Here is a 12403-nt window from a genome sequence, read left to right on the forward strand (position 1 = left end):
ACCGCACTGGGACCGGCGACCTCTACACCAGAGGCAACGCCCGTCGCGATGCGCTACCTCCGCACGCGGTGACGCGTCCCGAGTAACACACGAAACGAGGCAGTGAACGATGGGTCGACACAAGAACCCGCAGTACAACCGGAAACGCCTGGTGGTCGCGGGTGTCGCAGCCGTGACGACGCTGGGTGTCGCTGTTGGCATCGGCATCTACGGCAACGCGTTCGCCGACCAGTCCAACACAGCGGCGAGTCAGGAATGTCTTCCTGCTCCTCCGTCCGTGAGCGTGCCGGCGACGACGACCACCACGGAGGCGCCCCCGTCGGAGACGGCACCCACCGAGGAGCCGACGGACACCGAGACCTCGAGCGACACCGCCACTGACACGGGCACAGACACGGCGTCGGACACCGCCACCGACACGGCGACCGACGAGCCGACCGACACCGAGACGTCCGCCACGGACACCTCGACCTCGGAAGACGCGCCGATGGACAACTACGCGGCCGACAAGCTGCTGTCCCTGAACGGCCACCCGGGCAACGGCAACGGTGGTCGCGGCAACGGCGGCTACGGCGGTGGCAACAACAACGGTGGTCACGGCCAGCCGCCGACCCAGTCGAGCGCCCCTGGCGACGAGGGCGGCCCCGTACCGTCCGAGACGGCCCCGCCGGTCCCCCCGGGCGACTCGATGGGCCAGTTCCCCGGTGGCGCGCAGTGCCAGGACGCGCTCGGCCCGTTCCCGCAGGACTTCGTTGACATCCGCAAGGTGCGGCCGTCAAACGTCGGCCAGCAATCCCGTCGCGGCGGCGCGCGCAACGTGTTCACCGTCGACTGCGGCACCAACAAGAACGGCCACGGCAACTCGGCGAACATGATCGCCGCGCCCGGCAACGAGAACGGTGCACAGCACACGCACGACTACGTCGGCAACCTGACCACGGACGGCTTCTCGACCAACGAGAGCCTGGCCGCAGGCGGCACCACCTGCAAGAACGGTGACAAGTCGGCGTACTTCTGGCCGATCATCCGGATCCGCAACAAGGGTTCGAAGGCCGTCGACCCGCTGAACGCGCACAACATCGGCGACCCGATCCTGCCGGTCTCGGCGAAGATCGAGTTCCGCGGCAACGCGGCGGGCCCGGTCGTGGCGGCCCCGCAGTTCCTCCGGGTCCTGACCGGTAACGCCAAGTCGGTCACCCAGGCCGGTGCGAACCAGAACGCCAAGTGGACCTGCACCGGGTTCGAGAACCGCATCACCGCGAAGTACCCGCTGTGCCCGCGCGGCAGCCAGACCGTCCGCATCGCGGACTTCCCCGGCTGCAACGACGGCAACACCGACAGTGCGAACCACCGCACGCACATCGCGTTCGCGGACGCCCAGGGCAAGTGCCCGGCGGGCATGAAGGCGATCCCGCAGCTGCGGATCACCCTCAAGTACAACCTCCCCCGCGGGAAGCTGTTCGCACTTGACGCGTTCCCCGATGAGAAGCACAGTCCCATCACCGACCACAATGACTTCGTCAACGTGATGGGAGAGCAGCTGATGAACCAGGTCGTTCAGTGCGTCAACACCGGGCGTCGATGCTAGAACTCGCTGCTGCGAGCCATGATGATGGCGTACGCGAGCTGTCCGTACTCTCGGCACGGCTCGCGTACGCCCTCATGTGCCTGACGCTCACGTGGGGCGTGCTGGTCTCGACGGGCTGGTTCGACCGGCTCACGGGCAGGCACGCCCTTCGGTCGTCCCACCAGGTGTTCGCGACGATCACCCTGTCGTTCGCGTTCGTGCACGGGGTCTCGTTCCTGATCCTGGACAAGGACGCGCTGCCGCTCGGCCGGGTGATCATCCCGTTCACCGGCCCGCTGCGGGACACGTTCGGGACGCTCGCGTTCGAGGGCATGCTGGCCGCGGCCATCTCGGTGGGCCTCAAACGCTGGACGAACTACTGGCGCTGGCTGTGGATCCACCGCCTCGCCTACCCGGCGTTCGTGCTCGGCGTCCTGCACGCGTTCTTCCAGGCCCTGGCCAGGGGCACGCTGTCCGCCGTCTACCTGGGCGGACTGACGCTCCTGATCCCGACGGTGACGGTGACGCTGCTGCGGTTCGTGCCACCGAAGGCACTGGAATCCGCAGGACTCGCGGAAGGTGGGCCATGAGCGGAGCTTGCGGAGCGAATCACCAGCACTCAGGATGGCGCCGCGCCCGCGGAGGGCGGCGGTATAGCGGAGCCTGCGGAGCGTTCCGACGCCACGGAGCGGGAACGGTGACGTCATGAGCGCAAGTAGGTACAGGGTCAGCGTCGACAACGATCGCTGCCGCAGGTTCGGTATCTGTGCCGCGGAAGCCGGACAGCTGTTTCGGTTGACGCCCAGCGGTGGGTTGCGATACTTGCGTGCCGTGCCGGCTGAAGCTCTGCCCGCCGCCCAGGCGGCGGTGCGCAGCTGCCCGACGCTCGCGATCGAGTTGGAGGAGAGGTAAGACCAATGGCTGAACGCATCGTCGTCGTCGGCGCGGGCCCCGCGGGTCTGCGCTCGGCGGAGCGGCTGCGGGAACGGGGGTTCGGCGGCGAGCTCATCGTCGTCGGAGAGGAACCGTACCGGCCATACCACCGGCCAGGGCTGATCAAGCCGCTGCTGACCGGCAAGATGCGGCCGCGTGACCTGCGGCTGCCGGTGCTCACCGAGCTCGACGCGACCTGGCGCTACAACACCCGTGCCTCGCACCTCGAGCCGGAGGAGCACGTGCTCCACCTGCCGGGCGGCGAGGAGATCCCCTACGACGGCCTGATCATCGCGACCGGCGCGCAGCCCCGCCACCTCGAGGGCGCGCCCCGCCACGACCCGCGCGTGCACGTCATGCGGACGGTCGCCGACGCGATGGGGCTCCAGAAGAACCTCTCCCGAACCCGCCACCCGCTCGTCATCATCGGCGGCGGCTTCGTGGCGTGCGAGCTGGCCTCCGCCGCCCGCGCCATGGGCCGCGACGTGACGATCATCGTGCGTGGCCCGTCGCTGCTGCGGCACGTGCCGGGCGGTGACTTCAGCCAGACCATCAGCGCGCTGCACGAGGCGAACGGCGTGCAGATCCTCACCAAGGCGTGGGTGCACCACTGGGTGCCCCAGCCGGAGGGCATCGCCATGCACCTCAACACCGGCCAGGTCGTGTTCGCGGGCGCCGTCGTGCTCGCGGTCGGCAGTGTGCCCGCCGTGAGTTGGCTGCGTGGCTCCGGGCTGATCCTGGACGACGGCATCATGTGCGGGCCGACGTGCCACGCCATCGGCGCCAACGACATCGTGGTCGCGGGCGACGCCGCCCGGTGGCCCAACCTGCGCTTCGACTCCGCGCCCCGGCGCGTCGAGCACTGGTTGAACGCGGTCGAGATGGGCCGCGCGGCCGCCGAGAACCTCCTCGCGGGCCAGCAGAACGCCCGGCCGTACACGCCGCTGCCCCGGTTCTGGACCGACCAGCACGGCATGCGGATCCAGGGTGCGGGCAGCCCGGCTCTCGCGAAGGACACCATCCTGCTGACCGGTCCGGTCGAGGTGAGCCGCCGCGTGACGGGTTACGTCGCGGCAGGCAACCTGGTCGGCCTCATCGGCTGGGACACCCCGCCCGCGATGCTGAAGTGGACCAAGGAGCTGGAGGCCCAGTCGACGAAGGCCATGCGCCTGCGCCTGGCCCGCCGCTCCCCCTCCCGCCCGGCACCGCGTGCCGACGTCACGACCCAGCTGCCGCTGGCCCGCCTGACCCCGACCTACGACGAACTGCCACCGCTGCGCCCCTGACATCATCTGAGCCGTGTCGCGAGCGCTGTCGAGCAGAACGATCGTGGTGTGGTCCGTAGGGCTGGTGGTGGCTGCCGCGGTGGCAGTGACACTGCTGTGGGCGTTCGTCGGCGGTGACGACCCCGCCGACGAACGACGACTGGACGCCATCCGCACGGCGTCCAGCCTGGTGATCGGCGCCGGTGGGGCGGCGGCGCTGCTGTTGGCCGCGCGCCGCCAGCGGTACGTCGAGCTGGACCTGGAGCAGAAGGAGCACGACGCGGACGAGCGTCGGGTCACCGAGCTGTACGGCAAGGCGGCCGACCAGCTCGGCAGCGACAAGGCACCCGTGCGGCTCGCAGGCGTGTACGCGCTCGAGCGGCTGGCCCAGGGGCAGCCGGCACACCGGCAGACGGTCGTGAACCTGCTGTGCGCGTACCTCCGGATGCCGTACGAGCCGAGCGAGGAGACGCGGCAGGAGCGCGAGGTGCGCGGCACGGTCCAGAACGTGCTGGAGACCCACCTGCAGCCCGCCGCGCCGGGCCGGTTCTGGCCGGACATCGACCTCAACCTGACGGGTGCGTGGCTCTCGTTCTTCTGGTTCCGCAACTGCCTGGTCCGCCAGGGCGACTTCCGGGGCGCGGTGTTCCACGAGATCGTCGCGTTCCGGGACTCGCGGTTCACCGGCCGCGCCTACTTCGGCGGCGCCCGCTTCGCGGGCACGGCCGACCTGCGCCAGATCTCGTTCGAGCGGGCCACGTTCCGCGACGCCCGGTTCGAGGGCGAGGTCGACTTCGGCGAGGAGCCCGCCACCGGCCGCCAGGCGGACCTGACCGGGGTCACCGCGGTTGCCAGCGCCACCCGTCGGTGGCCCGCCGGTTGGGCGGACGAGCCGGACGAGGACGTTCCCGAGGTGCTACGCGTGGTCCGGTCATAGCGGGGCCGACCACTCGACGGTCACGTGGTCCGGCTCGAACGTCGTGGTGGCGTTGTGGTCGGCGGCCGTCTCCTTGAGCACGGTCGGGTCGTCCGGCTGCGTGCCTGTCAGGAGGACACGCAGCCGGCCGTCCTCGTCGGTCGCCTTCACGCGGACCGAGCTCTCGAACAGCGGCATGACGTCACGCAGGAACGACTCGAGCGCCAGCGGGGCCTTCAGGTCCACCCGGCCCTCGATGGACGGCCTGGCCTGCAGCTCCGGGTCGAGTGCCCCGATCACGTCGACGATCGAGCGGTCGCCGTTGAAGACGTGGGAGCGGATCTCCCGCAGCACCCGGTCCATGTCGGCCGTGACCGCCCGCAGCGCCGGTGCGGCCGACGGGTGGCGGGCCGCGGCGGACTGGAGGGCCAGGCTGATGCCGAACAGGTCGCGCACGGTCGTCGACCCGAGGTCCTGCGCGATGCGGTCGGCCTCGCGCAGCCGGACGAGCTGTTCGGTCGACCGGTTCTCGCGAAGGATGCGGTCCCGTGTCTCGTCGAGCCAGCGGGTGAGCGTGAGCACCGCGACGACCCCGACGACGACGGCCAGGGCCGCGGCCGGGATCGGTACGAGACGGGCCCACGACCCGCCGGACGAGACCTGTGTCGACAACACTGTCGTGACAAGCGTCACCAAGAGCAGCGATATTGCGCCGCCTACGAGAACGTAGAAGCGCCATCTGAGCGTGCTCAACCCCATGGGAAAAATAGTAGTTACCCACAGCTACCGCACAACCGTTGCTCGACAACGGAAACAATTGTCAAGTCGGCACTGTGGGAAATATACGAACCATCGGCGTTCAATGGCAGGTCCACCGGACCGGAAACGTCCCGAGATCATTCGCCGGCGCGACGAACCCGCCTGCCTCCCGATCCCCCATCGCCGTGACCGAGCCGGGCACGTAGCCTGCGGGCGAGGGCAGCGGGACGGGCGTCGAACCGTTCCACAGCAACGGTTCCCCGACCCGGCCCGCCCCGACGACCACCCCGTCCCGGCCGACCGCCACGGCCGCCGTGCCACCGGGGAAGACCTTCGCGGGCCGCCCGTCGAGCCCCCAGCCTGCCGCGACCATGTCCTCACCCGCGGCGCCGACCACGAACCCGTCCCGCATGTCCCGCACGTCGCCGAGCTCCACCGGCACGCGCGGGCCGTCGGGATTCCACGCGAATCCCTGCCACCGGAGTTTCCCGTTCTGAATATGCCCGGTGCGCGCGACGACGGTGCCGTCATCATCGATAATCGGTTGCCGATAAGCGGCATAACCCGATGGCATGGCGAGAATTCGCGCGGGGCCGTCCAGGGGCCAGACCACGAGCGCGGCGCCGTCGTACCCGACCGCGTCGCCACGCGCGTTGACGTCCATGGCGACCGACGTGCCGCCTGCGGGCAGGTACTCGTACGCCCCGTCGAACCGCACGGCACGCGGCCGCCCGTCCGTCCCGGCCGCACTGCCCACCGCGATCCCGTCCGGGTTGACAGCCCGCAGCTCGGTGGCCGAGCCGAACGCCCGCCCCGCCGCCACGAGCCTGCCGTGCCGCCACAGGACGCCCTGGTCGTCCGCGACGCCTGCCAGCCAGTCGCCCGCGCCGCCGGTGACCCGCCCGGCGAACGCGCCCTCCGGCAGGGGAAGCAGCTCCGCCGACCACACGCACTCCGCCCGGCCGGGACCCACCGCCGCGGCAGGGGAAGCACCGACCATGGCGACCACGGCACACACGACTGCGACCACTCGACCAGTTTCGATCATACGTTCGAATCTACTGGATCATGGTCGCCCTGTCAGGGAGAACGGAAGATCTCGGCCAGTGTTTTGCGCACCGATTCAACGCGAAAACAGTCGCCGACGGGCTTGCCTGCCACGGATTCAGTCGTGAAGATGGCAGGCATGAGCGAGAAGCGCACACTCCGGAACTTCGTCGACGGCGCGTACACCGAACCGGCCACCGGGCGGTACACAGACGTGGTCGACCCCAGCACCGGTGAGGTCTTCGCGTCGGCGCCGCTGTCCGGGCCGGAGGACGTCGACGCCGCCATGCGAGCCGCGTCGACCGCCTTCGAGACCTGGCGCACGACCGAGCCGAAGCAGCGCCAGCTCGCCATGCTCAGGTTCGCCGACGCCATCGAGGCCAGGGCCGACGAGCTGGTGGACCTCGAGTGCGAGAACACCGGCAAGCCCCGGCAGCTGACCCTTGACGAGGAGATCCCGCCCGCGGTCGACCACTTCCGCTTCTTCGCCGGGGCCGCCCGTGTACTGGAGGGCAAGTCGGCGGGCGAGTACATGGCGGGGCACACGAGTTACGTGCGCCGCGAGCCGATCGGCGTCTGCGCGCAGGTCACGCCGTGGAACTACCCGCTCATGATGGCGGTCTGGAAGATCGCCCCCGCCATCGCGGCAGGCAACACGGTGGTGCTGAAGCCGTCCGACACCACTCCCCTCTCGACGCTGCTGCTCGCCGAGATCGCGGCGGAGTTCTTCCCGGACGGCGTGTTCAACGTGGTGTGCGGCGACCGGGACACCGGCCGTGCGCTGGTCGCGCACCCGGTCCCGCAGCTCGTGTCGATCACCGGTTCGGTCCGCGCGGGCCGCGAGGTGGCACTGGCGGCGGCGCAGGACCTCAAGCGCGTGCACCTCGAGCTGGGCGGCAAGGCCCCGGTGGTGGTCTTCGACGACGCCGACATCGCCGCGGCGGCGGAGGCCATCGCGGTCGGCGGCTACTTCAACGCGGGCCAGGACTGCACGGCGGCCACACGGGTCATCGCGGGCCCCGGCCTGCACGACGAGTTGGTGGCGGCGCTGGCGGAGCAGGCACGCAACACCCGCACGGGGCCGCCGTCGGACCCGGACGTGCTCTACGGCCCGCTGAACAACGCCAACCAGCTGTCCAGGGTCAGCGGCTTCCTGGAGCGGCTGCCGGACCACGCGTCGGTGCGGGCGGGCGGCGAGCAGGTCGGCGACCGAGGCTACTTCTACGCCCCCACGGTGGTCTCCGGGCTACGGCAGCAGGACGAGATCATCCAGGACGAGGTGTTCGGCCCGGTCATCACCGTGCAGCGCTTCACCGACGAGGCCGAGGCCGTGGCCTGGGCCAACGGCGTGGAGTACGGCCTGTCCGCGTCCGTGTGGACCAGGGACCACAGCCGGGCCATGCGCATGACGGCCGCGCTCGACTTCGGCTGCGTGTGGGTGAACACGCACATCCCGTTCATCTCGGAGATGCCGCACGGGGGCTTCAAGCACTCCGGCTACGGCAAGGACCTGTCGATGTACGGGCTGGAGGACTACACGCGCGTCAAGCACGTGATGCACAACATCGGTTAGGGCTCGGCGGGAAGCTGCTCGACGGCGTCCTCGCCGTCGGGCGGCTTCTCCGGTTCTTCGACCTGTTCCGGCGGACCGTCGAGCAGCTCCCGCAGCTGACGCTGACGGATCGCGTTGGCCTGGCGTCGCTGTCGCAACATGGTGTGCTCCCTTCGTCACACACCACGGTAGAACTCCGGCAGCGGGAGGGCTCCCGGTTTTCCCGAAGTCACTGCTCCCGCATGCCCCACGGGGAGGCGTACTCCTTCAGCAGGTCCAGGAACGGGACCGCGTCGAAGGCCTCGGGACCCAGGACGCCGGTCCCCGACCACGCGCCGGAGGCGAGCAGCTCCAGTGCCACGACCGGGTTGATCGCCGTCTGCCACGCGACGGCCTGGTGGCCGTACTCGCGCATGGACCACTCGTTGTCGACCACGTGGTAGAGGTACACCTCGCGGGGCACGCCGGAGAGGTCCAGCCCACGCACCCACGTGCCCGCACACGTCTTGCCACGCATCCGCGGCCCGAGGCCCGCCGGGTCCGGCAGGCACGCGGCCACGACGTCACGCGGCGACACCGAGACGCCGCCGACCTGGACAGGCTCGACGGAGGCCAGGCCGGTCCTGTGCAGTGTCTTCAGCACCTCGATGAACTCGTTGCCGAGGCCGTACTTGAACGTCACCCGCCTGGCGGACACCCACCTCGGGATCAGCAGCACCTCCTCGTGCTCGACGTTCACGCACTCGACCGGGCCGATGCCCTCGGGGAAGTCGAACACCTCCGGCTCGGAGAACGGCTCCGTGGTGTACCAGCCCAGGTCCGACTCCCAGATCACCGGCGGGTTCAGGCACTCCTCGATCGTCGTCCAGATCGAGAACGTCGGGGCGAAGGCGTAGCCGTCGACGACCAGGTTCGCGCCGTCGCGCACGCCGACCTCGTCGATCGCGGAGAACAGGTGGTCGGCGGCGTAGCGGGCGAAGACGTCCGAAAGCCCCGGCTCCACACCGATGCCGACGAGCGCCAGACGTTCCCTGGACGCCCACAGGGAGCCCTGCGCGAACTGGTCGTCGCCCAGTTTCACGCCGGGTCGCGAGTACGGCGCCTCGGGGTCCGGTGTGGACAGTGACATCGCCATGTCGAGGTAGTCGGCACCAGCGGCCAGCGCGCCCTCGAAGACCGGCATGACGAAGCGCGGGTCGACCGCGTTGAACACGTGCGTGATCCGGTGCGCCCGGCACAGGTCCGCGACCGCGTCGGCAGAGGACGCGTCCACGGTCACCGACGAGAACCGGGCGTCGACCACGCACGCGTCCGCACGGGCCGCCGAGTAGTCGGCCACCACGTAGGACTCGAAGAACTTCCGCCGCGCGGCGATGGCCACGGCCGCGGAACCCACCGCGCCAGCACCGATCTGGAGCACCCTCATGCTGTCCCCTCACCCGAACATCGATGATGTGCTCCGCGAACTCCGCTCATACGAACTCGGCCTTCCGCCGACCGCGTAGCTGCACGATGACCACGAGCACGAACGCCAGCACGAACACTGCCGTACCGATCACGTTGACCTGGCGGGGAATCCCGCGCTGTGCCGCACCCCACACGTACATCGGGAACGTGACCGTGGTGCCCGAGTTGAAGTTCGTGATGATGAAGTCGTCGAACGACAGCGACAGCGACAGCATCGCCGCGGCCGCGATGCCCGGCAGCACCAGCGGGAGCGTGACCTTGCGGAAGGTCTGCACCTCGTTGGCGTACAGGTCCATCGCGGCCTCCTGCAGCCGGGGGTCCAGCGTGGCGAGCCGCGCCTTGACCGTGACGACCACGAACGACACGCAGAACAGGATGTGTGCCACGACGACGGTCCAGAACCCGAGCGGCACCCGCAGCGTCACGAACAACGCGAGCAGCGACGAGCCCATCACCACCTCGGGGGTGGCCATCGGCAGGAAGATCAGCACGTTCGTCGTGGCCCGGCCGCGGAAGCGGTGCCGTGCCAGCGCGAACGCCATCAGCGTACCGAGGATCGTGGCCACCAACGTTGCCACCAGGGCGATGCCGACGCTCACCCGCAGCGCGTCACCGATCCCGGCCGCACCGAAGGGATGCAGCCAGTACTCCAGTGTCCACTGCGACGACAGGTCGTAGGAGAGCCGGTTGGTCGGCTTGTTGATCGACAGCAGCAACACCACGACGATCGGCAGGAACAGGTACGCCAGCACCACCAGCCCGACGACGAGCACCCAGTGGTCCGCCACCCAGCGCCAGAACCGCACTCAGACCACCTCATCCGTCCCGGCCGCGCGGACATAGCTGAACACCATCACGAGGATCGTCGCCATCAACAGGAACGACAGCGCGGCGGCCTGCGGGTAGTCGAGCCGTACCAGGAACGCCGAGTCGATCACGTTGCCGATCATGTACTCGTTCGGCGTGCCGAGCAGTTCGGCGTTGATGTAGTCGCCCGCCGCCGGGATGAACGTCAGCAGCGTGCCCGCGATCAGGCCCGGCATCGACAGCGGCAGCGTCACGCGCCGGAACGCGGTGACCGGCTTGGCGTACAGGTCACCGGCGGCCTCCAACAGCCTGCCGTCCAACCGTTCCAGGCTCGCGTACAGCGGGAGCACCATGAACGGCAGGAAGTTGTACACCAGCCCGCACACGACCGCGGCCGGTGTGGCGAGCAGCCGGAAGTCGTCGGGGAAGAACGGCAGGGCGCGGAAGAACCCGACCAGGGCACCGTTGTCGGAGAGGATCGACTTCCACGCCAGCGTGCGCACCAGGAAGGTGGTGAAGAACGGCGCGATCACGCACACCAGCATCAGGTTGCGCCACCGGCCCGCCTTCACCGCGATCGCGTACGCCAGCGGGTAGCCGAGCACCACGCAGATGATCGTCGCGAGACCCGCGTACACGGCGGACCGCACGAGGTGCGGCCAGTACGCGGCGATCGCGTCGACGTAGTTGCCGAACGCGAAGGTCTGCGAGTAACCCAGCTCCAGGCTGCCCGCCCGGTCGTAGAGGCTCGTGCCGGCCAGCTGCACCGACGGCACGACGAAGAACAGCAGCAGCCACAACCCACCGGGTAACAGGAGTAGGTAGGGCGTCCACTTCCGCCGCCGCGACACGGGAGGCGGCGCCTCGACCGGCGGACCCGCGCTCGTGGTCGCCGCAGCGCCGACCAGCGCGGTCACGGGGCGATCCCGAGCGGGTCGGCCGAGTACTGGGCCACCTCGTCGTCGCCACTGCCTGCCGGGCGGTCCAGTACGAACGAGTGCGGCGGGTACCAGTGCGCGACGACCTCGGTGCCCGGCGACAGCGGCTCCCCGGCGGCCGCGTTCGCCGAGAACACCGACATCTCCTGTCCCCACGGGGTTCTGAGCAGGTACTCGGTGCTGACCCCCGCGTAGCACGTGTCGGTCAGCACTCCCCTGACCTGGTTGTGCGACGCGGGTGCCTCCTCGCCGGGTACCGCGAGCCGCACCTTCTCCGGCCGCACGCCCAGCCAGACCCGGCCGTCCGTCGAACGAGCACGGCCGACCGGCGCGGCGAACCGTTCCCCGTGCGCGGTGAGGAGGACGTCGTCACCGTCCTTCCCGGACACCTCGGCGGCGAACAGGTTCGACTGGCCCAGGAAGTTCGACACGAACGGCGAGGACGGGTACTCGTAGATGTCCGTCGGCGCACCGAGCTGTTCGATGCGGCCGTTGTTCATCACCGCGACCGTGTCGGCCATCCACATGGCCTCCTCCTGGTCGTGGGTGACGTGCAGGAAGGTGATGCCGACCTCGGTCTGGATGCGCTTCAGCTCGATCTGCATCTGCCTGCGCAGCTTGAGGTCCAGCGCGCCGAGCGGCTCGTCCAGCAACAGCACCTGTGGTTCGTTGACCAGCGCGCGGGCCAGCGCGATCCGCTGCTGCTGGCCGCCGGAGAGCTGTGCGGGCTTGCGCTTGGCGAACCCGGGTAACTGCACGAGGTCCAGCATCTCCGCGACCTTCTTCGCGACGTCCTTCACGCCGCGCTGCCGCAGCCCGAACGCGATGTTGTCCTCGATGTTCAGGTGCGGGAAGAGCGCGTAGCTCTGGAACACCGTGTTCACCGGCCGCCGGTAGGCACGCAGACCGGTGATGTCCTTGTCCCCCAGGCGGATCGTGCCGTCAGTCAGCTCCTCGAGCCCGGCGACCATGCGCAGCGTCGTGGTCTTGCCGCAGCCGGACGCGCCCAACAGCGCGAAGAAACTGCCCTGCGGCACGGTCACGCTGAGGTCGTCGACAGCGGTCATAGCCCCGAACCGCTTCGTAACGTTCTCCAGTACGAGGTCAGCGTTCATAGTTCGCTCTCGCTCCTCCGCCAACGGCGCTCCCGCT

13 protein-coding genes are annotated in these 12403 nt (G+C 69.6%); 6 read left to right on the forward strand and 7 right to left on the reverse strand.

The window, feature by feature from the left end:
* Nucleotides 1-109: 109 nt before the first annotated feature.
* The 5 genes from CLV71_RS09020 to CLV71_RS09040 all read left to right on the forward strand — a co-directional run bounded on the left by CLV71_RS09020 (nucleotide 110) and on the right by CLV71_RS09040 (nucleotide 4702).
* Nucleotides 110-1588 (forward strand): DUF1996 domain-containing protein, encoded by a 1479-nt coding sequence (locus CLV71_RS09020; RefSeq protein ID WP_208297481.1) that lies wholly within the window; start codon nucleotides 110-112, stop codon nucleotides 1586-1588.
* Nucleotides 1582-2157 (forward strand): ferric reductase-like transmembrane domain-containing protein, encoded by a 576-nt coding sequence (locus CLV71_RS09025; RefSeq protein WP_133902177.1) that lies wholly within the window; start codon nucleotides 1582-1584, stop codon nucleotides 2155-2157. The genes CLV71_RS09020 and CLV71_RS09025 overlap by 7 nt, the downstream gene beginning before the upstream one ends.
* A 115-nt stretch (nucleotides 2158-2272) precedes the next feature.
* Nucleotides 2273-2479: a ferredoxin gene (locus tag CLV71_RS09030; protein WP_133902178.1), complete on the forward strand. Its 207-nt coding sequence runs from the start codon at nucleotides 2273-2275 to the stop codon at nucleotides 2477-2479.
* Between the two features lie 5 nt (nucleotides 2480-2484).
* On the forward strand, nucleotides 2485-3786 hold the full coding sequence (locus CLV71_RS09035; protein ID WP_133902179.1) for an NAD(P)/FAD-dependent oxidoreductase: 1302 nt from the start codon (nucleotides 2485-2487) through the stop codon (nucleotides 3784-3786).
* 13 nt (nucleotides 3787-3799) lie between these two features.
* Entirely contained in the window at nucleotides 3800-4702 is a 903-nt protein-coding gene (locus tag CLV71_RS09040) for a pentapeptide repeat-containing protein (protein WP_208297482.1), read from the forward strand.
* Here the strand turns inward: CLV71_RS09040 and CLV71_RS09045 are convergent.
* Nucleotides 4697-5374, reverse strand: coding sequence for a sensor histidine kinase (locus tag CLV71_RS09045; RefSeq protein WP_133902180.1), 678 nt, complete (start codon nucleotides 5372-5374; stop codon nucleotides 4697-4699). The genes CLV71_RS09040 and CLV71_RS09045 overlap by 6 nt on opposite strands.
* 166 nt (nucleotides 5375-5540) lie before the next feature.
* Nucleotides 5541-6488, reverse strand: a complete 948-nt coding sequence (locus tag CLV71_RS09050; RefSeq protein WP_133902181.1) for a hypothetical protein — start codon at nucleotides 6486-6488, stop codon at nucleotides 5541-5543.
* 138 nt (nucleotides 6489-6626) lie between these two features.
* Here CLV71_RS09050 and CLV71_RS09055 point away from each other — a divergent pair, with 138 nt between their 5' ends.
* Entirely contained in the window at nucleotides 6627-8060 is a 1434-nt protein-coding gene (locus tag CLV71_RS09055; protein WP_133902182.1) for a gamma-aminobutyraldehyde dehydrogenase, read from the forward strand.
* On the opposite strand, the gene CLV71_RS47555 is transcribed toward CLV71_RS09055, so the two are convergent.
* The 5 genes from CLV71_RS47555 to CLV71_RS09075 all read right to left on the reverse strand — a co-directional run bounded on the left by CLV71_RS47555 (nucleotide 8057) and on the right by CLV71_RS09075 (nucleotide 12318).
* Complete coding sequence (locus CLV71_RS47555; protein WP_166664011.1) at nucleotides 8057-8200, reverse strand: hypothetical protein; 144 nt, start codon at nucleotides 8198-8200, stop codon at nucleotides 8057-8059. The genes CLV71_RS09055 and CLV71_RS47555 overlap by 4 nt on opposite strands.
* 68 nt (nucleotides 8201-8268) lie before the next feature.
* Entirely contained in the window at nucleotides 8269-9465 is a 1197-nt protein-coding gene (locus CLV71_RS09060; protein WP_133902183.1) for a saccharopine dehydrogenase family protein, read from the reverse strand.
* Between the two features lie 46 nt (nucleotides 9466-9511).
* Nucleotides 9512-10312, reverse strand: a complete 801-nt coding sequence (locus CLV71_RS09065) for an ABC transporter permease (RefSeq protein ID WP_133902184.1) — start codon at nucleotides 10310-10312, stop codon at nucleotides 9512-9514.
* Complete coding sequence (locus tag CLV71_RS09070) at nucleotides 10313-11230, reverse strand: ABC transporter permease (protein ID WP_133902185.1); 918 nt, start codon at nucleotides 11228-11230, stop codon at nucleotides 10313-10315.
* Nucleotides 11227-12318, reverse strand: coding sequence for an ABC transporter ATP-binding protein (locus CLV71_RS09075; RefSeq protein WP_208297483.1), 1092 nt, complete (start codon nucleotides 12316-12318; stop codon nucleotides 11227-11229). Before CLV71_RS09075 ends, CLV71_RS09070 begins: the two co-directional genes overlap by 4 nt.
* Nucleotides 12319-12403: the final 85 nt, after the last annotated feature.

The organism is Actinophytocola oryzae, from assembly GCF_004364325.1.
GTDB classification, from domain to species: domain Bacteria; phylum Actinomycetota; class Actinomycetes; order Mycobacteriales; family Pseudonocardiaceae; genus Actinophytocola; species Actinophytocola oryzae.